Below are 20,368 nucleotides of genomic sequence, written 5' to 3' on the forward strand. Positions count from 1 at the left end.
GGAGCCGGGCTCCGTCGCCGTCACCGGTATCGCCCGCGTCCCCGCGCCGCCGCCGCGCGCCCGCCGCCGCTGGCCCCCGCGCCCGCGCCCGCGCGCCCGCCGCCGCTGGCCCCCGCGCCCGCGCGCCCGCCGTTCGCCTTGGCGCCCGCCGCCGCGCCCCGCCGGCTCGCCGTTCGCCCGGAGCGCGCCGGCTTCTCCTCGGCCGCCTCGCGCGCGATGCCGGCCTCCCCGTCGCCCTGCTGGGCCTTGAGCTGGCGGAGCTGGTCGCGCAGCCGCGCCGCCTTCTCGAACTCGAGGTTCTCCGCCGCCGCGAACATCTCCTGCCGGAGCGCGTCAATCTGGTCGACAAGGTCCACCGCGGCGCGCGCCGCCTCGGCCGCGGGCCTCGCCGGGCCCTTCGGCACGGCGTAGTAGTCGCGCGTGCCCGACGTGGGCGACAGGTCGAGGATCGCCTTCTTCACCGTGGCCGGCGTGATGCCGTGCTCCTTGTTGTACGCCTCCTGGATCGCGCGCCGCCGGTTCGTCTCGTCCATCGCGCGCTTCATCGCGTCGGTGATGCGATCGGCGTACATCACGACCTCGCCGTGCACGTTGCGGGCGGCGCGGCCGATCGTCTGGATGAGCGAGCGCGGGCTCCGGAGGAAGCCCTCCTTGTCGGCGTCGAGGATCGCGACCAGCGACACCTCCGGCAGATCGAGCCCCTCGCGCAGGAGGTTGATGCCGACCAGCACGTCGAACTCGCCGCGCCGGAGATCGCGGAGGATCTCCACGCGCTGGAGCGTGTCGACGTCCGAGTGCAGGTACCGGACCCGGATGCCGAGCTCGGTGTAGTACTCGGTCAGATCCTCGGCCATCCGCTTGGTCAGCGTCGTGACGAGCACGCGGTCGCCGCGGCTCACCCGATCCCGGATGCGCGCGAGCAGGTCGTCGACCTGCCCGGACACCGGCCGGATGTGGATCTGCGGATCGATGAGCCCGGTCGGCCGGATGATCTGCTCGACGACCGCGCCGGCCGACTTCTGCAGCTCGTACTCGCCGGGCGTCGCGCTCACGAAGAGGACCTGGGCGTAGTGCTGCTCGAACTCCTCGAACTTGAGCGGCCGGTTGTCGAGCGCGCTCGGGAGCCGGAACCCGTACTCGACGAGCGTCTCCTTCCGCGCCCGGTCCCCCCGGAACATCGCCCCGACCTGCGGGACGGTCTGGTGCGACTCGTCGATGATGAGGAGGAAATCCTTCGGGAAATAGTCGATCAGCGTGGGCGGGGGCTCGCCGGGCTTCCGGCCCGAGAGGTGGCGCGAGTAGTTCTCGATGCCGTTGCAGAACCCCATCTGCTCCAGCATCTCGAGATCGTACATCGTGCGCTGCTCGATCCGCTGCTTCTCGAGGAAGCGCACGGCCTTGTCGTAGAAGTCGATGCGCTCGCGCAGCTCCTCCCGGATCGCCTGGATCGCGATCCGGAGCTGCTGCTGCTCGGTGACGTAGTGGGAGCCGGGGAAGACCGCGTAGCGGTCGAGCTGGCCCACCACCTTGCCGCGGACGGGGTCGACCTCCTTGATCGCCTCGATCTCGTCGCCGAAGAACTCGACCCGGATCGCGAGCGACTCCTCGTAGGCGGGGAAGATCTCGACGACGTCCCCGCGGACGCGGAACGTGCCGCGGTGGAAGTCGACGTCGTTGCGCGTGTACTGGATGTCGACGAGCCGCCGCAGGAGCTCGTCGCGGCGGATCTCGGTGCCGCGCTCGAGCTTGATCAGGAGCCCGTGGTAGCTCTCGGCCGAGCCGATGCCGTAGATGCAGCTCACCGAGGCGACGATGATCACGTCCGGGCGCGAGAGCAGCGCGTGCGTCGCCGCGTGGCGCATGCGGTCGATCGCGTCGTTGATGATCGCGTCCTTCTCGATGTACGTGTCGCTCGTCGGGACGTAGGCCTCGGGCTGGTAGTAGTCGTAGTAGCTGACGAAATAGTGGACGGCGTTGTTGGGGAAGAGCTCCCTCATCTCACCGTAGAGCTGGGCCGCCAGCGTCTTGTTCGGCGCCATGATGAGGGTCGGCTTTTGCAGCTTCTCGATCACCTTGGCGGCGGTGAACGTCTTGCCGCTGCCCGTGACGCCGAGGAGGACCTGGAAGGTCTCGCCCTGCTCGAAAGCGGAGCAGATCTCCTGGAGCGCGCGAGGCTGGTCACCGCACGGCTTGAAATCGGAGACGAGCTCGAAGTTTGTGGGCATGGAGCGGAGGACCCTAGTGCGGCGAGGGCCTCCTCGCAACCTCCGGCGCGGTCACGGCCCGCTCCACGCCCCAGAGGCCCCAGAGGTCCGGCCTCGTCGGTGCACCAACCACCGGCCGACCGAAAATTGTCGGCCAGCCGTCGGCCGTGGTCGGACACCGACCACGGCCGCACGCGCGCGGGGTGGTGGTGGTGGCGGCGGCGGTGGCGAGGTGAAGTGCCTGGGGCGATGCGGCCGGGCAGAGCAGGAGGCGCTTGACGGCGGGGCGGGGCTGGCGGATTCTAGGCGCTGCCGCGTCGTTGTGACGTGAGCCGAACACGGAGGTCAGGTCATGAGTGGGAATACACAGCAGACCCATTGCGCCGCCGCCGTCGTCTCCGCCGCGGCCAGCTGAGCTCGTCTCCACGCCTTCGTGAAGGCGTGCGCGCGCCCTGATCGGCGCGCGTTCGTCTTGCGCTGCGCGCGCCTCGCAGGGCATCCGCCCTGGCCGGGCGCGCCCTCCGGCGTGACGTCCTGACGGTCGACGAGCTCCGCCCCGCGGCGGCCCCGCGCGTGGAATGGCCGGCGCGGGCGCGCTTGCGCGCCGCCGCGCCCTTGTCCGTCGATCGCCGCGCGCCGCAGCTCGCGCCGCGCGGCCGAACGCCATGGAGCGCTCGTCCGTCATGCAATTCGACTCCGATTTTTCCGTTGATCCGTCATCGCAGAACGAACCGCGTCCCGATCTGATCGGGCTCGGATGGACTCCCTTCTTCGCGAGCCAGCTCGCGTCCCTGGAGGAGGCCGTGCAGCCGGCGCGCGTCCTCCTCGCCTCCGCCTCGCGGCACCACGTGCAGACCGCGGACGGCCCGCGCCTCGCGGTCGTCAGCGGGCGCCTCGCGCACGAGGCCGCGGGCCGCGCGGCGCTGCCCACCGTCGGCGACTGGGTGGGGCTCAGGCCCGGCGACGGCGCCGGGCCCGCCTACATCGTGCACACGTTCGCGCGGAATACGTGCCTGCGGCGCAAGGCCGCGGGCCCCGCGATGGAGGCGCAGGTGCTCGCGGCGAACGTCGACAAGGTGTTCATCGTCACGTCGCTGAACGCCGACTTCAACGTGCGCCGCCTGGAGCGGTACATCGAGGCGGTCATCGACAGCGGCGCCCGCCCGGTGCTCGTCCTCAACAAGGCGGATGTCTGCCCCGATCCGGGGCGGTTCATCGACGCCGCGCGGGAGGTCGCGCCCGCCGCGCCGGTCGCGCTGGTCAGCGCCCTGTCCGGCGCCGGCCTCGACGCGCTCCGCGCCGAGATCGGGGCCGGGGAGACCATCGCCCTCGTCGGCTCGTCCGGCGTGGGGAAGTCGGCGCTCAGCAACCGCCTGCTCGGCGTGGAGGTGCAGCGCGAGGGGGCGATCCGGGCGTCGGACGAGCGCGGCCGCCACACGACCGCCCACCGGGAGCTCTTCGTGATGCCCGGCGGCGGCCTCCTCATCGACACGCCGGGCGTGCGGGAGCTCGGCCTCTGGTCCGACGACGGCGCGGCCCCCGCGGGCTTCGACGACGTCGAGGCCCACGCCGCGGCCTGCCGCTTCCGGGACTGCAGCCATGACGGCGAGCCCGGGTGCGCGGTGCTGCGCGCCATCGAGGAGGGCGAGCTCGATCCGGAGCGCCTCGGCGCGTACCAGAAGCTCGGGGCGGAGCGGCGCTACCTCGCCCGGCAGCAGGACGTGCGCGCGAAGCTCGAGGAGAAGCGGCGCTGGAAGCAGATCTCGAAGCGGATGCGCGCGAATCCGAAGCAATAGCCCGCCGGGCGTTCGATTGACGCTCGGAGGCCGCGCCGTTAATCACGAAGTCATGGCGCGCACGGCACCGGTCCCCAACATCCCGGCCATTCCCGGCATGAACCCCGGCGTCTTCGTCATGGGCGGAGGCGCCGGGGGTGGGGGCGCGGGCGGCCGGAGGGGCAATGGCCGCGGCGGTCGACAGGGCGGACGCGGTCGCAACGGCGGGCGCGGCGCGGAAGGCGGGGGCCGCAACGCATGCAGCCGGCGCGGGAGCTGCGTGCCGACCCACCCCGGCCACCGAGGGCCGGCCTCGCGCGGCGATCCGGTCGACGTCATGGGCGGCCGGACGTTCGTCGACGCCGAGCCGGACCTCGCGCTCCCGGGTCCATTGCCGTTCGTGCTCGCGCGCTCGTACTCCAGCGATCGCGCGACGGTCGACGTCGGCTTCGGGCACGGCTGGTCGCACTCTTTTGCCTGGTCGGCGCGCGTCGGGCGCAGGGCCGTCGAGGTGACCGACGCCGAGGGGGCGCAGCTGCTGCTGCCCCTGCCCGGGATCGGCGAGGCGCTGCTCGGCGCGGAGGGGTGGGTCGTACGGCGCGCGGCCGAAGAGCGGCTGGAGCTGGTCCGGGAGGACGGGCTCCGGCTCGTCCTCGACGCCCCGCTGGGCGACGGAAAGCTCGGGCTCTCCGCGGTGCTCGACCGTTACAGTAACCGGATCTCGCTGATCTACGAGCGCGGCATCCTCGTCGCGTTCGAGGACAGCGCCGGGCGAGCGATCCTCGTGCGCCGGGACGGGAGAGGCCGCATCGCAGCCCTCGAGGTACCCAGCCGGGACGGCTTCTCGTCCGGCTCGCTGGTCGTGCGTTACTCCTACACGACCGCGGGCGATCTCGCCGAGGTCGTCGACCCCGACGGATTCGTCACCTCGTTCGACTACGAAGAACACCGGATCACGAAGCACCGCTATCCGGGCGGGATGGTGTTCCACTATCGCTATGACGCCCAGGGCCGCTGTGTCGAGACCTGGGGAGCACCGGAGACGGGCGTGGATCCGTGCCTGGATCCCGATCTACCTGCGACGCTGGCGGACAGGAGAACGCCCGCGAAGGGCATTCTCCATTGCGTCTTCGAGTACGGACCCGACGGCTACTGCGAGGTCGTCGACGCCGCGCTGGTGCAGCGCTACAGCCCCGACGGCGACGGTCGGCTCGACAGGGTGGTCCATAACGCGAGCGTCGTGACGCGCACCTACGACGAGCGCGGCCACGTGGCTTCTTACACCGATCCGCTGGGGGCCACGATCCGCTGGGAGCGCGATGAGTGCGGGCGGCCCTTGAAGATCACCGATCCGATCGGCCGGACATTGGCGGTCGAGCGGGACACGGACGGTCACATCCGGAGCTTCACGGACCCTTCCGGCGCCACGACGACGGTGGAGCGCATCGGCCGGCGGCTCGTCTGGAGAGATCCGATCGGGGCGGTCTTCGAGGTGGAGGTCGACGAGCGGGGCCTCACGACCGAGACGGTGGCCCCGAACGGGGGGCGAACGCGCTATCGCTACGACCGGCCAGGCAACCTGATCGAGCGCACCGACGCGCTCGGCCGAACATGGCGATTCTCGTACGATTTCTGGGGCAGGCGGCGCTCCGCGATCGATCCGGCGGGCGCGGTGACCTGGTACTCGTACTCAGCGCGCGGCGATCTGCTCGCGATCACGGACGCCGAGGGGCGCGCTGTGCAGATGACGTACGACGGGCTCGGGAACGTCACCGCCGTGACGTACGCGAACGGCCGGACGGAGCGCTATCGCTGGGGAGGTCTCGGCTGGCTGCATCAGGTGGAGATCGGCGGCGCGGTGACCGCGACCCAGCTCTACGACCGCGAGGGGCGCCTGGTCGCGATCGTCGACGCCGCGGGCGCGCGGCACACCTTCGAGCACGACGCCCGGGGACTCGTGCTCTCCGAGCGCAGCTTCGACGGCGCTCAGCGCCGCTACGGCTACGATCTCGCGGGTCGGCTCACCTCGCTGGTGGATGAGCGCGGCGAGCGCACGGAGCTTCTTTACGACCTCGCCGGCCAGCTCGTCGCCCGCCTCTACGACGACGGCTCGAAGGACGAGTTCACGCACGACGAGGCCGGTCGCCTCGTCGAGGCGACCCGGGGGCCGGTGCGGGTGGAGCTGCGCTACAATGCGGTGGGCTGGCTCGTCGAGGAACGTCAGACCGTGGGCGCCGAGACGATGACGGTGCACGTCGACTACGACGCGATGGGTAGACCCGTGCGACGTTGGACGGAGCGAGGGCGCGGGGTGGCCTGGGAGCGCGACCTCAAGGGCGGCGCGAGCGCCGTGATCCTCGGCGCGGGGCAGCGCATCACCTTCGAGCAGGATGAGGGCGGGCGCGAGCGCGCGCGGGTGCTCCCGGGCGGCGGGCGCATCGAGGTGGAGCTCGGCCCTGAGGGGCTCCTCCGCGCGCAGCGCGTGCGCCGCAACATGACGACCGCGTCCGTGCGGCCGGGCGAGCCGGCGTGGGTCGGCGAGATCGACGCGGGGCTCACGGTGGCTCGGCGGTACGACCGCGACGCTGACGGCGAGCTGCTCCGTGTCGATGACAGCTTGCTCGGCGCCTTTCGGCTCGACCGGGATGCGCTCGGCCGGCTCGCCGCGCTGGTCGGCGACCACGAGGGCGACGGGACCAGGACGAGACACTACTTCTTCGATCCGACCGGTAATCTGCTGCGTGGACCGGCGGGTGAGCCGGCGGAGTTCGGCCCGGGCAACCGGCTCAAGCGGGTCGGGGGCCGGGAGGTCGCGACGGACGCCGCCGGCCGGGTGATCGCGATCACCGAGGGCGAGGCAGACCATCGGCTCGCCACGCGCTTCGTGTGGGATGCGACCGGCCTCCTCGAGGCCGTCGAGCGGCCCGACGGCACCCGGGTGGAGTTCGCCTATGACACCCTCGCTCGCCGGCTCGCCAAGCGGGTGATCGATCCGGCGGGGCGCACGCTCTCCTCCACGCGTTACGTCTGGGATGGCGCGCGCGTGCTCGAGGAGCGCCGACGGACGGCGGCGGGGGAGCGGATCCGCGTCTTCCTGACCGACGACGACAGCGGGGCTCCGCTGGCTCAGGCCGAGGGGAAGGAATGGTTCTTCTGCGTGGCCGACGAGCTCGGCGCGGTCCACCACCTGGTGCGGGGCGACGGGCAGCTGGCTGGATCCACGTTGCGCGATCCCTGGGGGGGCGTGGAGCGGCGCGAGGGGGACGCGGAGGCGCCGCTGGGCTTCCTGGGGCAGATTGCAGACGAGGAGACGGGGCTCTTCTACAATCGCTATCGCTATTACGACCCTAGGATCGGGCGCTATCTGAGCCCTGATCCGCTCGGCGTCCATGGCGGCCTGAACGTCTTCTCCTACGCCGACAACGACCCGTCGACGCACGTCGACCCCGACGGCCTGCTCCCGATGGCGGTCATCACGCAGCCGGGCCGCCAGGACATCGTCGGGCGTAGCGGCCAGGTGCCCCAGCGGGGCGATCCCGGCTTCGATCCTGCGGTCGGCTATGCGCACTACAACGCCCGCGTCGCGCTCGGGGGCGGGCCCGGTCGCCAGGCGGGCAACGAGGGGTGCGCCGAGATCTCCGCCTTGCACCAGATGGCGCAGCAGATCCGAGCGGATAACCCGAACCGCCGGATGAGCCGGGCCGAGGTGCGGCGGGAGATGCAACGGCGCTTCCGGAACGGCGCCCGCATCTCGACGAACAACGGGATGAACGGGGGCGGGCCCGCGATGTGCCCTTGCCACATGTGCGCGCAGACCTTCCGCGAGCTGGGGCTTCACCCGGGCAACATCAACCAGGGCGCCGCGGCCAACGCGACAGGCGGGGTCGCCGCGCCGAATCCGGGGAGGGGCAACAATCGGGGGTTGTGGGACGGGCAGTCGATCTGGCGCAACAACCGGAACGACAACACTTCGCGCCAGGAGAACGACGCTGCGAACGGGTTGATCGGGGCAACCCAGCCGTCGAGGACGCCTCCTTTCACCGGGACCTGAGCGGAGCCTGAGATGGCGGAGCTAGCATGAGCGGGACCGCTGGACGAACGGTGGAGGACACGTTCCGGACCGCGCTCGAGGAGGCCGCGGCAGCGCGCGGTGGAGATCCCGAGGTCCTCGCTGCGATCGCCGCCGCGCTGGAGCGCCTCTCCGGCGGGACGACGGCCACCCTCGTCGCGGACGACGACGCGGATCGGTGGGCCGTGCTCGGCGGGGTGATCGCGGCGCTGCGGGATCGAGGCGCGACCGCGGTGCTGTGGCCGATCGGGCGAAGGTGGGGCACGGCGCTGCCGCTCGCGAGCGCCGAGGCGCTGGTCGCTGCGCTTGCGGCCGTGGATCCAGCGTTCGACAGCGGTCAGCGGCCGGCCACGAGCGAGGACATCGCCCACGAGGCGCGCCTCCGGGTCTCGAGCGAGGCGCTCCAGGCCCTCGGGACGGTGCTCGTTGTGGACGCGCCCGAGGACGCGGTGGGGTTCTCGCCGGGCGCGATCCTGGACGACGGGCCGGAGAACGGTGTCCGGGTGCTGCGCAGCGTCCGCGAAGGAGCCGGCGGCTCGGCAGAAATCCGATTGCCGGGGCGAGGCGCCGTAAAGCCGCTCCCTGGAATCGGCGGCATGGAGGGGCTCACCGCTGCGGTCGCCCTCGCCCTCGCCCCGGCGCCGATCCCGGTGCTCGCCGCGGTGGCGGGCGTCGATCCGACGGCGGCCGCCGCGGGGCTCGCCGAGGCGGCGGGACCGGGCGGGCCGCTGCTCGTCGAGAGCGGGAGAGTGACCTACCGCGACAGCGGATGGCGGGCCGGCGTGGAGGCATCGCTCGCGCCGGCGGAGCTCGCGCGAATGCACGCGAGGTTCGCGGAGGCGGCGCGTCGCGCCGCGCGCGGCGAGGCTCCGGGCAGCGACGAGAGGGCCTACTGGGCGGGGTGCCGCGCGGGCCATCTGGTGCTCTCGGGAGCGCCGTGGACCGCGTTCACCGAGCTCGTCGAGCCGCCGTGGGAGGCGTTTTGCGCGGCGGCCCAGGCGCCGCCGCGCGGCCGCGTCGAGGACGCGAGGCTGGCGCGGCGCGCGGCGCAGCGCGCGGCCGCCGCGGTGGTCGAGCAGCCCGCGACGCCCGCGGGGGTCGTCGTCGCGAGGCGCGAGGAGGTGGAGCCGGGCGAGCGGGCGCGCGCGGCGGCGTTCGCGGTCCGCGCGGCGCTTGTCGAGTCGTCCCTGCGGTCGCGGCTCTGGGCGGACGAAGGGCTTCTCGCGGACAGCGCGGCCGCGGCGCAGCTCCTCGCCAGCTGGGCCGAGCGCGTTCGCGGCGATGCACACGAGCGCCTGGCGGCGCTCTCGCGCGAGGTGGCGCGGCTCGAGCCCTGCTCGGCTCGAGCGCTGCTCGCGGCGGCGGCGGTGAGCCCGAGCGGGGAGCGGGCAGCGCTGATCGATGAGGCGCTGCGCTACCTGCCCGAGGACCGTGCGGAGCGGCTGGAGGTGCTGTGCGCCGCGGCGGGCGTGCTCGGAGGCGAGGCGTCGAGAGCCATCGAGCAGGCGGCGGGTCCGTCCGCCAGCGAGGTGCCCGCGCCGGGGGCGCGCTCCTCGGCGAGCGATGGCCTCGCCGCGGCGGGCCCGGCCGCGGGCGCCGCGCTCGACGACGTCCTCGCGCAGGCGCTCGCGCTCCTCTCGAGGGAGCTCCTCGGGTCTTTCCAGCGCGCCACGGCGTCCTGGCCGGCGGCGCTCTGCGCCCGCGCAGTCGCCGCGACCGGCCCGGAGCACCCATCGCGGCGCGCGGTGCTCGCGCTGCTCTCGCCCAGGTTGGATGAGCAGGTCCGCTCGGCAGCGGCGGATTGGGTCGCGCGCGACGCCCTCGCGGCGCTCGCGTCTGGCAACGCGTGGGACGCGTTGGTCTACGAGGACCTGCGGCGCGCGGCGCCGTTCGTCTCCCTCGAGGTCGCGCTCGAAGCGAACGCGCAGCGGGGGCTCATGGACGCGCCGGGGTCGCGGCGCGTGATGCCCGCGCTGCTCGAGCGGCTCCGGTCGCTCGGGGCTCCCGTGGACGACGCGGCAGCGAGCGGCGCGCGCCAGGGAGCACAGGCCAGGAAAGGCGCTCGGGCAACGCGCGCGAGCTCCTCGCAAGCCGCGGCGCCCGAGCTCGCCGCCGGGGCCGCGGGCAGCAAGGGGGCAGCGGGGACGGCGGAGGCCCTCGCGGCGCGGGAGGCGGAGGCGCTCGCCGTCCAGGGGCCGGATCGCATGGCGGCCCTCGCCCAGGCGGCGCTCGCGCTCCCGCCGGAGCGCGCCGCGGCGCTCGCGGAGCTCGCCGTGGTCGCGGCCGAGGAGCATCCACCCGGGGACAGCTGGGGCTACTTCCTGCTCGCGCAGCTCGGAGGCGTGCTCTCGCTCGAACGAGCGGCGCAGGTGCTCGGATGGGTGCTGGATGCCGTCACCGGCGCTCCGCTGCGGTCCGAGATGCTCTGGACCGGGGACGGCAACGATCTGCGACAGGTCGCCCCGCTGCTCCAGCGGATCGGCGGCGACGCGCTGCTCGTCGACGCGGGCGAGCATGTGGCGGAGATCTCCGCCCTCTACACGTGAATCGGCCGGACAGCGCGGCCTGCCCTCTTCGGCGTGCCGCCCGCGCCCTCGCCGCGCGAGGCGCCGCCCGCACCGTCGCTACGCGGAGCGCGCGCCCGCGGCAGGCCGGCCCTTCGCGGCCCCCCGCAGCGCGTGGACGATCCCGTCTTGCAGCGACCCGAACGTCGCGACCCCGTCGAGATCGGCCCCGATCTCGACGAGCGCCCTCGCCACGTCCGGGCGGATGCCGCTGAGCAGCACCCGCGCCCCGAGGAGCCGCGCCGCGCCGACCGAGCGGATGAGCCCGTGCACGGCCTGCTGATCCACGGTGCGCACCCCGGTGATGTCGAGGATGACCATGCTGGCGGCCCGCTCGGAGAGCGCCTGCAGCAGCGACTCGGTCATCCGCGACAGCCGCTGCTCGTCGAGCGAGCCGACGAGCGGGACCACCATGATCCCGCCGGTGATGGGGATGATCGGCGTCGAGAGCTCCTCGACGAGGATCGTCTGCCGGTGGACCGCCTCGCGGAGCCGCCAGCGCTCCTCGTCCGCCCGCTTGCTCTCGGTGAGGTCCCGCGCCACGCAGACGAGCCCGTGGACCTGCCCGCCGTCGGTCCGCATGACCGAGGCGAGGAACGACACGGCGACGGCGCGCCCGTCCTTGCGCAGACAGACCCTCTCGTCGCGCGCGCCGCCGGCGTCGATGAGCGCGCCGGCCGAGAGCCCGGGGAACACGACGTCGAGCGGCCTGCCGACGAGCTCTTCCCGGGTATACCCCGAGAGGTCGCAGGCGGCCTGATTGACGCTCCGGATCCCGCTGTCGCCGTCGGCCACGACGAGGAGGTCGAGCATCGATTCGATGACGCCCGTCACGTACGTCTTGGAGACCGTCGAGCCCGCGAGCTCCTCGCCGAGCATGTTCAGCCCGGCCGCCATGCCGTCGATCAGATCGTTCCTGTCGCTGACAGGCGCCTTCCTGGCGTAATTGAACCCGACGAGCGCGACGATGACCTCCATGAGCTCTTCCAGCCGCTGGCTCAGCTCGTCCTCGGCCGGGCGCGGCGCCGCGAGCGGCGCCGCGAGCGATCGCAGCGCGGAGAGGGCCTGATCGAGCGGATCCGCCCCGAAGGCCGGCGGCAGGGCGCCGCGCCGCTCGGCCGGGAGCAGGCGCAGCACGAGCTCGCAGAGCTCGGCCACGCGTGGATCGTCCAGTGGGCCTGTGCCCATCAGTCAGCGAAGCCTTTCAGCCATTGAATCGCCTCCCTCTCCTCGGTGAAGAGCCGAACGGGCTTGGCGCGCTTCCCGTAGACGGTGAGGAAGATGTTGCCGATCATCCGCGCGACCGGACGCCCGCCGAGGAGCGCCATCGCGCGGTACGCCTGCGTCGCCTCCTCGGATGCGAAGTAGTTGCGCGCGTCCAGGTCGGTGGCCTTGCACCGCGTGAGATCGCACAGGACCGGGTACGGCTTGCCCCTGCTGAATCGCTTGTTCGCGGCGATGTTCTCCTTCGCGTCGGCGAGCGTCTGGACCGCGCCCTCGTCGACATCGAAGCGGATGATCCCGTTCTCCCTGTCGAAGGAGAACTCCCCGGTCCGCGTCTTCAGACGCTCGTCTCCGAGCTCGTTCACGTCCCCCCCTCTCGCCGGTTCGCTCGGGCGGGCCGGATGCGGCGCGCAGGCCCGTAGCCGCGCCCCACCCGCGTCGATCGCCGGTCCACCCCTGCCGCCGACGATGCGCTCATCGCACCCCCCTGAGATTCGGTTGTAACACCAACTTGCTCGGAATGTCCAAGCTCTTTACAAAGTCCGTGCAGGCCGGCGCCCCGTCGAACGCGACGTGGCGCAGAGGTGGCAGGCGTACGACGAGGAGACATCCCGCGTGCTCCGGGGTAGGGGCGATGCTCCGGGGAGGTACAAAGGGCCATACCTCGGACCATCGTGGACCGATGTCTTGCGCTTCGCGCGGCCCACGCCGATATCGAGGCTCGATCTCACGACCATCGCCCCGCCCTCACTCTCTCCCCCCGCCGCGCCTCGGGAAGAGCCATCGGGAGGGGGTGGCGCGCGCGGGGGTGGCGGGGGAAGGGCCCCACGAACCCGAGCGCCGGCCTGCATCGAAGCGAGTCGCTCCTGGTCCTTCCTCACCCGTTCAGCGGGCCATAGCCACCACGAGGCGCGAGTTCGTGGGAAGGGCCCCCCGCCACCCCCGCGCGCGCCACCCCCTCCCGATGGCTCCCTCGCGACCCGGCTCTCTCCCCCCCGCCCCCGTCCCCGTCAGATCCCGTATTGCCGCAGCTTCTTGTGGAGCCCCTCGCGCGTGATCCCGAGCGATTTCGCCGCGTTGGTCTTGTTGTTGTTGTGCCCGCGCAGCGCTTCCAGGAGGAAGAACTTCTCGACCGCGTCCATCATCTCCTTGAGCGACCCCTTGGGCGTCCCCGCCCGCGCCACGAGCCCCTCGACCTGCCGGATCCGCGGCGACAAGAGCTCCGGCGTCGCGAACGCCCCCGGATCCAGCTGGATGACGAGCCGCTGCACCTCGTTCTGGAGCTCCCGGACGTTTCCCGGCCAGTCGTAGGCGACCATGAGCTCCATCGCCTGCTGGCTGAACCCGCCGCACGGCTTGCCGATCTCGTCCGCGTAGCGCTCCAGGAAGTGCGCCGCGAGCAGCGGGATGTCGTCCCGCCGCTCGCGCAGCGGCGGCAGGCGGATCGGGAACACCTTGAGCCGGTAGTAGAGGTCCTCGCGGAACCGCCCCTTGGCCACCTCGTCCTCGAGGTTCCGGTTCGTCGCCGCGACGATGCGCACGTTGACGTGCTTCGGGCTCGTCGCCCCCACGGGGCGGATCTCGCCCTCCTGGAGCGCCCGGAGCAGCTTCGACTGGAGCGACAGCGGGGTCTCGGTGATCTCGTCGAGGAAGAGCGTGCCGCCGTCGGCGATCTCGAACAGGCCCTTCTTCTCCTCGGTGGCGCCCGTGAACGACCCCTTCTTGTGGCCGAAGAGCTCGCTCTCCAGGAGGCTCTCGGCCAGCGCCGCGCAGTTCTGCGCGACGAAGAGCTTGTCGCGGCGGCGGGAGCGGTAGTGCACGGCGGCGGCGATGAGCTCCTTGCCCGTGCCCGTCTCGCCCTCGATCAGCACCGTGACGCGCGTGTCGACCACCTTGTCGAGCTGGCCGATGACCCGGCGCATCGCCTCGCTGTTGCCGATGATGTCGACCGCGCCCCCGCCCCGGCGCTTCTCCTCGCGCCCCTTGAGGAAGCTGTTCTCCTTCTGGAGCCGCTCCTCGGCGAGCACGAGCCGCTTGATCAGCCGGGCGTTCGCCACCGCGAGCGACGCGTTCGCCGCCAGCACGAGCAGCGTCTCCAGATCGCCCGCGTTCAGCATCCCGGGCGCGCTCCGGTTGTCGGCCTGGAGCACCCCGATGATCTCCTCGCCCTTCCAGAGCGGCACGGCCAGCGTGCTGCGGATCGAGGCGCCCATCAGCGACTCGGTCTGCCCCACCTCGATCGGCGCGTCGGCCGCGAGCACCGCCGCCCGCTCCTTGATCACCTTGCGGTACACGCTGCGCGTGATCGGCACCGGCCCCGCCGGCGGCGCCCCGCGGCCCGACGGCGAGCGGACGCGCGTCAGCACCGGGACGAACGCCGCCGGCGCCGCGCCCGGCTCCTGGTCGTCGTCGCGCAGCACCACCGTGACGTGCGTCGCGCTCGGCACGAGGGCGAGCACCGCGTCGGCGATCTCGGCGAGCACCTCGTCGAGATCGTTTGCGGCGCCGATGCGCTTCTGCGCCGCGTACATGGCCGAGAGCGCGCTCGGGTCGCGCTCGATCTTCGCCTCGGCGGGCTCGATCTCGTCGAGGCGCCGGATCGAGACGACCCGCGCGTCGTCGGCCTCCTCCGGGATCTTCACCACCATCCGGGTGACCGCGTCGCCCGAGCCGAGCTCGATGACGTCCTCCGTCTGGAGGGCGACCGCGCTGCGCCCGGGCCCGAGCTCGAGCCGCTCGCCCCGGCGCACCACGCTCGTCCCGTTCGTGGAGCGCAGGTCCTCGAGGATCACCCCGTCGGCGCCGTTCACGATGCGCGCGTGCGCCCCGGAGACGTGGCGATCGTCGAGCACGACCCGGTTGTCCGGAGAGCGCCCGAGCGTGATGAGCTCGCCCTGGAGCTCGAAGGCGCGCCCGGCAGCGAGACCCTGGGTTACCTCGAGCACGATCATGGTTCGTTCAGCCAGGAAGGCCCCGTGGGGAAGGCCCGGAGTAAACCGTCAAGACGGAGGAGATGCCAGGAAAAATCGGGGAGCCCTGCGCTTCGGCGAAACATCGCACCCGGAAGGCGCTCGGCAAAGAAAATCTGGGATCAGGAGGTCGCGTCGACCTTCCTTACCCGCGCCCGCGCGCGACCCCGGGGTCGCGCGCGGGAAGGCGGCGTTTACTGGGCGCGGGCGGTCAGGCGGTAGATGACCGTCTTGAAGGGCGCGTTGCCGGAGATCTTCTCCGGATCCTTCGACGCCTCGCCCTCGTCGACGATCTTCTGCAGCTTGGTCGCGACCTCGGCGTCGCCCTTCGGCGACAGGGCGTCGATGACCGAGACCGACACGAAGCGCACGGCCGCGTTCGAGACCTTCGGCAGCGCGTCGATGATCTGCTGCCGGACGTCGGGGGAGCCGAGGACGCCCGTCATGTAGGCGGCCTTGATCCCCTGGAACTGCGTCTCCTTGGCCTGCGACGCCGGGTCCCCGAGCTTGCCGATGTAGCAGTCGACCTTGGTCCCGCAGCCGTTCAGCAGGTCCTTCGCGAGCTTGATCTCCTTCTCCATCGACTTGCCGACCGTGCCGCCGCCGCTCGTGCGGGTGTTCGCGAGCCGGTCGACGTCGGCGACCTGGTCGGGCTTCATCAGCTTGAGCGCCGTCTGGAGCGAGACGTCGCGGATCTGCGCGACGTCGTCCTCCTCGCCCCGCGCCTCGAGCCCCGTCTTCACGATCCACGGCACGAGGCTCGCGTCGAAGAAGTTGCCCGCCGCCTCGGCGAGCATGACCCGCGCGTTGATGCCGGCCGGCGGCATCTCGAGGCTCGCGGGCGTCTTCTCGTAGGCCGCCTGGAAGGCGGCGAGGGTCTCCGGCGTCTTGGGCACCTTGGTGAGCTCGCGCGCGATGATGGCGCGCGGCACGTCCTCGGCCTTCTCGAGCGCGGAGAGCAGCGGCTGCACCGACTCCTGCCGGCCGATCGTCGCCAGGACGAGCGCGGCGGCCGCCACGTGGGCGGTCTCCGCCGCCTTCTTCTGCTCCGCGCTCGGCTTGTCGCCGGCGGCCTTCAGGTTCTCGACCTTCGAGTACTCGACGAGCTCCTTGTGCTCGCCCTTGAGCAGCTGGATCGCCGGCTCGATCGCGGGCTTGCCGATCTTCGTGAGCGCGAGGATCGCCGTCGCGGCGGCGTCCGCCTTGAGCGGCGACAGCACCACCTTGAGCAGCGGCACGACCGCCTTCTCGCTGCGCTGCCAGCCGAGCAGCTCGGCCGCGGTGATCTGCCAGAACAGCTCGTTCCGCATCGTGGCGACGTCCTTCGGATCGTTGATCGGACGCCCGAGCATCGTGATGAGCCCGTCCTCCCACGACTTGCTGTTGATCTCGATCATCGCGTCGTGCACGTCGCGCGAGATCGTGGAGCCCTTCGGCTTGCCGTGCTGGAGCTTCGTGAAGACGGCCATGAGCGGCTCGGCGGCCTTCTCCGACTTCATCGCCCCGAGGCCGCGCACGGCCCAGCGGACGTCCTCCTCGGTCGACTCGGGCTTGTAGTCCTTGAGCGCCTTGATGAGGCAGGCGTCGCCGCGCGGGTCGCGCGTGTCGGAGATGAACTTGATGAGCTTCGAGTTCGTGCGCTCGTCGAGGTCGCCGGCCACGCACCGCTGCGTCATCGGCTCGATGATCTTGTCGAGGAGCGGCTTCACGGTCGGGCCGTTCCGGTCCTTGTTGTCGCGCGTCATCGCGTCCTCGAAGAACTGGACGAGCCGGTTGACCGAGGGGGTAACCGTCGCCGGGTCGTCGAGCCGCTTGACGTGCGTCTCGGGGTCGTTCTCGTCGGCGCACCCGGCGACGATCCCTGCGGAGAGCGCCATCGACGACGCGGTGGCGGCCCCCAGGAGGAGCGAGCGAAGGAGCGGCAGGATGCTGCGTGCTGAGCGGGACATGGTGTTTCCTCCGGGACCTCGGTGATGCTGCCGGCCTGACCTCGCCGTCGCGAGGCGCGAGAAGGAGAGGCGGTCAGCGGCTAGCCTTCGTTAGCCTGAGGGGACGAAAGTGGACAAAAACAGCGCGCGGCAGGGGGCGCGGCCCCCCTTCGGCCACGACGTGGCGCCGCTCCGCCATGGAAACGGCGGAGCCGAAACTATTCGGCGCCCGGGGACGTGTCAACGCGAGCGCGGCACGGACACGAGCCGGCGGATCCCCGTGGCGAACAGCCGGTCGGGGATGACACGGCGCAGCGCGACGAGCGCCCGAGCGTCCCGGCCGATGAGCGTGCGGAACGGCGGCGAGGGCGCCTCGATGAGGCGGAGGATCGCCGCCGCGACCGGGGCGGGTGGCGGGGCCTTGGCGGCGTCCTGGAGGACGAGCTGCTCGATCGTCCGGGTCATGGCGGCGTAGGGCCCGTCGGGCGAGATGTGGGCGCCGCGACGCTGGTTCTCGAAGAAAATTTCGGTCTTGAACGTGCCGGGCTCGACGAGGCAGACGTGGACGCCGAACGGGGCGACCTCCCAGCGCAGCGCCTCGCTGAAGCCCTCGACGGCGTGCTTCGTGGCCGCGTAGGCGCTCACGCCGGGGAGGCCGACGAGCCCGGAGACGCTCGAGACGTTGACGATGCGACCGCGCCCGGCGCCGCGCATGGCCGGGAGGACGGCGCGCGTCACGGTCATGAGCCCGAAGACGTTGGTCTCGAACTGCGCGCGGACGTCGTCGTCCGCCTGCTCCTCGAAGGCGCCGCCGACGGCGATGCCGGCGTTGTTGACGAGGGCGTAGGCGGGGCCGTGCTTCTGGAGGATTTCCCGGACCCGGTCGGGGGCGCTCGCCGCGGCGACGTCGAGCTGCTCGACCTCGAGCGAGGCGCCCGCCGCCGCGGCCGCGGCGAGGAGCGCGCCGGCCTTGTCGGGGCGGCGCATCGTGGCGACGACCCGGTGGCCCGCGGCCGCGCAGGCGACCGCGGTCGCGAGGCCGATGCCGCTCGAGGATCCGGTGATGAGGATGAGGTGACCCATGGGGGAGGGGGGCGAGTATAGACGAGGTGCGTGGGTTCACTAGAGCGACAAACGGGGTGAAACCGCTCGAAAGAGCAGAAATTCGAACCGCGTCAGCCGCCTTCCGTGCTCGTCTCCGGTGCTCGTTTCCGGTGCTCGTCTCCCGTCTTCCGTCTTCCGTCTCCCGTCTTCCGTGCGCGTCCTTCGTGCGCGTGCGCGTGCGCGATTCCCCAGAATCAGCGCGCACGCGCACGCGCACGAGAGAGGCAAGACGTGAGACGTGAGACGGGAGAGGGAGGACGGAGGACGAAGACGAGAGCCGGTGTGCCAATCCCAGCTGAAAACCGCTCTAGACCCCTGTCCGTGCGGCCGTCACCCCTGTCCGTGCGGCCGTCACCCCTGTCCGTGCGGCCGGCATCCCTGTCCGTGCGGCCGGCATCCCTGTCCGTGCGGCCGGCACCCTTGTCCGGGCAGCCGGCCCCCCTGTCCGGGCGGCCAGCACCCCTGTCCGTGTAGCGTATCGCTAGAAGAATACCGACCGGATACACGGACATCGCAGCACACAGCCGCGGCCGGGATCACCCGATGATCATCGCCTCGCTGAGGAGCCGGCCCTCCTTGAAGCGGCGCAGGTTCCAGCGATCGAACAGCGGCAGGGCCGTGCCCTCGGCGATGTGCTGCGCGATGAGCTTGCCCATCACCGGCGCGATCATGAACCCGTGCCCCATGAACCCGGACGCCTGGTAAAAGTGCTCCACCTCGTCGACCCCGCCCACGATGGGGTTCTGATCGGGGGTGAGGTCGTAACAGCCAGCCCACTGCCGCAGCACCTTCACGCTGCCGAGGACCGGGCACGCCGTGACGAGCGCCCGCGCGTACAGCGCGAGGAACTTGTGGCTCGACCCCATGTCGAGGCCCTCGGGGACATCCTCGTTGGAGATGCCGCCCACGATCTCGCCGCGCATCGACTGGGAGAAATAAAGGCCGTTCGACAGGTCGGCGACGAGCGGGCCGAGCCAGGGCTTGAGCGGCTCGGTCGAGCAGATCTCGTGGCGGTGCGGGCGGTTCGGCAGATCCACGCCGAGCATGCGCGCGATCTCCGGGCTCCACGCGCCGGCGGCGTTGACCACCCGGTGCGTCCGGATCTCGCCGCGATCCGTGACCACGGCGTCGATGCGCGCGCCCTGCGTGCGGAAGCCGAGGACGTCCGTGAAGGTGGCGATGTCGACGCCGAGCTTCTGGGCGCGCTCGGCGTAGCCCCAGACGAACGGCCACGGGAACACGACGCCGTCGTCGGGGTTGTAGCTCGCCGCGACGACGCCCTCGGTGGAGAGCTCCGGCACGAGCGCGCGCGCCTCGTTCGCCGTGAGCATCCGCGTCCCGAGGCCGCAGTCGTTCTGCACGGCGACGCTCTTCTCGAGCGTCCGACGGCCGGCCTCGCTCCGCACGAGGAAGAGGTAGCCGCCCTGCCGGAACCAGATGTTGATCTTCATCTCGCGGGCGAAATCGCGGCAGATGCGGATGCTCTCCTGCATCAGCCGGATGTTCCCCTCGCTCGAGAACTGCGCCCGCACCCCGCCGCCGTTGCGGCCGCTGGCGCCGCCGCAGAGGTAGCCCCGGTCGACGACGACGACGTCCGTGATGCCGTGGTGCCGCGCGAGGTTGTAGGCGATCGCGAGGCCCATGATCCCCGCGCCGATGATGACGATCTCCGCCTGCGCCCGCATCGCGCCTCAGCCGAGCTCCGACCTCGCCGCGGCGACGACGGCGTCCTGGAGCGCGCCGTTCGAGGCGATGATGCCGCGGGCGAGCTTGAGCCCGGGGCCGGTGTAGTCGATGGGCGCGCCGGCGAGGTCGGTGAAGCGCCCGCCGGCGCCGCGGAGCACGGCCTCGGGCGCGCAGCTGTCCCAGAGCTTGGCGCCGCCGCCGCCGTGCACGTAGAGGTCGACCTCGCCCGTCGCGATCCGGGCGATCTTCACGCCGACCGAGCCGCACGGGACGACCTTGGCGATGCCGAGCCGCGAGAGGAGCGGCTCGATCTCCTTCGGCCGGTGCGACCGCGAGACGATGAGCGTGGCGTCGGCCGGCGAGGCCACCGCCGAGACCTGGAGCGGGCGGCGGCTGCCGTCCCGCGCCTCGAGGAAGGCGAAGCACCCGCCGTCGTCGGCGCGGCCGGCCAGCGCCTCGCCCGTCGTGGGCATCACCACGACGCCGAGCGCCGCCCTGCCGCGGACCGCGAGGCCGATCATCACGGCGAACTCGCCGTTCCGGTCGGCGAACTCGCGCGTGCCGTCGAGCGGATCGACGAAGAACACCCGCTCCCGGCCGAAGCGCGCGGCGAGCTCGTCGCCGGCCGGGACGCTCTCCTCGGCGAGGATCGCCTCCCCGGGGAACGCGGCCTCGAGGGCGCCGCAGATGAGCGCGTTCGCCTCGCGATCGGCGCGCGTCACCGGATCGCCCGGGCCCTTCATCTCGACGGCGAACGGCGTCGCGTACACGTCCATCACGATCGCCGCCGCCGCGCGCGCGATGCGGACGATCTCGTCGAGCTCCCTGTCGCTCTGGCTCATCCT

The 20,368-nt window shown here is 72.1% G+C and carries 11 protein-coding genes; 3 read left to right on the top strand and 8 right to left on the bottom strand.

The window, feature by feature from the left end; translation table 11 throughout:
* Window positions 1-20: 20 nt before the first annotated feature.
* Complete coding sequence (gene uvrB, locus WMF33_RS04470) at window positions 21-2,225, bottom strand: excinuclease ABC subunit UvrB (RefSeq protein ID WP_437335962.1); 2,205 nt, start codon at window positions 2,223-2,225, stop codon at window positions 21-23.
* A 662-nt stretch (window positions 2,226-2,887) separates the two neighbouring features.
* On the opposite strand from uvrB, the gene rsgA reads away from it, so the two are divergent.
* From rsgA to WMF33_RS04485, 3 genes are read left to right on the top strand one after another with little or no spacing between them, the layout of a single operon-like run.
* Window positions 2,888-4,000, top strand: coding sequence for a ribosome small subunit-dependent GTPase A (rsgA, locus tag WMF33_RS04475; protein ID WP_437335963.1), 1,113 nt, complete (start codon window positions 2,888-2,890; stop codon window positions 3,998-4,000).
* A gap of 52 nt (window positions 4,001-4,052) precedes the next feature.
* Window positions 4,053-8,030, top strand: a complete 3,978-nt coding sequence (locus WMF33_RS04480) for an RHS repeat-associated core domain-containing protein (protein WP_437335964.1) — start codon at window positions 4,053-4,055, stop codon at window positions 8,028-8,030.
* 26 nt (window positions 8,031-8,056) lie between these two features.
* The gene (locus tag WMF33_RS04485; protein ID WP_437335965.1) at window positions 8,057-10,594 is read left to right on the top strand and encodes a hypothetical protein; all 2,538 of its coding nucleotides are present in this window, start codon (window positions 8,057-8,059) and stop codon (window positions 10,592-10,594) included.
* Window positions 10,595-10,672: 78 nt separating this feature from the next.
* Here WMF33_RS04485 and WMF33_RS04490 read toward each other — a convergent pair whose 3' ends face one another.
* The 7 genes from WMF33_RS04490 to WMF33_RS04520 all read right to left on the bottom strand — a co-directional run bounded on the left by WMF33_RS04490 (window position 10,673) and on the right by WMF33_RS04520 (window position 20,365).
* Entirely contained in the window at window positions 10,673-11,770 is a 1,098-nt protein-coding gene (locus WMF33_RS04490) for a PAS domain S-box protein (RefSeq protein WP_437335966.1), read from the bottom strand.
* 29 nt (window positions 11,771-11,799) lie between these two features.
* Window positions 11,800-12,201: a DUF7793 family protein gene (locus WMF33_RS04495; RefSeq protein ID WP_061626465.1), complete on the bottom strand. Its 402-nt coding sequence runs from the start codon at window positions 12,199-12,201 to the stop codon at window positions 11,800-11,802.
* Between the two features lie 645 nt (window positions 12,202-12,846).
* Window positions 12,847-14,787, bottom strand: coding sequence for a sigma 54-interacting transcriptional regulator (locus WMF33_RS04500; RefSeq protein WP_437335967.1), 1,941 nt, complete (start codon window positions 14,785-14,787; stop codon window positions 12,847-12,849).
* Between the two features lie 212 nt (window positions 14,788-14,999).
* Window positions 15,000-16,754: a hypothetical protein gene (locus WMF33_RS04505; protein WP_437335968.1), complete on the bottom strand. Its 1,755-nt coding sequence runs from the start codon at window positions 16,752-16,754 to the stop codon at window positions 15,000-15,002.
* 219 nt (window positions 16,755-16,973) lie between these two features.
* On the bottom strand, window positions 16,974-17,816 hold the full coding sequence (locus WMF33_RS04510; protein ID WP_061626462.1) for an SDR family oxidoreductase: 843 nt from the start codon (window positions 17,814-17,816) through the stop codon (window positions 16,974-16,976).
* Window positions 17,817-18,373: 557 nt separating this feature from the next.
* Window positions 18,374-19,522: an NAD(P)/FAD-dependent oxidoreductase gene (locus tag WMF33_RS04515; protein WP_061626458.1), complete on the bottom strand. Its 1,149-nt coding sequence runs from the start codon at window positions 19,520-19,522 to the stop codon at window positions 18,374-18,376.
* A gap of 6 nt (window positions 19,523-19,528) precedes the next feature.
* Complete coding sequence (locus WMF33_RS04520) at window positions 19,529-20,365, bottom strand: 3'(2'),5'-bisphosphate nucleotidase CysQ family protein (RefSeq protein WP_437335969.1); 837 nt, start codon at window positions 20,363-20,365, stop codon at window positions 19,529-19,531.
* Window positions 20,366-20,368 lie beyond the last annotated feature (3 nt).

The organism is Sorangium sp. So ce394, from assembly GCF_051474665.1.
Lineage (GTDB): Bacteria > Myxococcota_A > Polyangia > Polyangiales > Polyangiaceae > Sorangium > Sorangium cellulosum_D.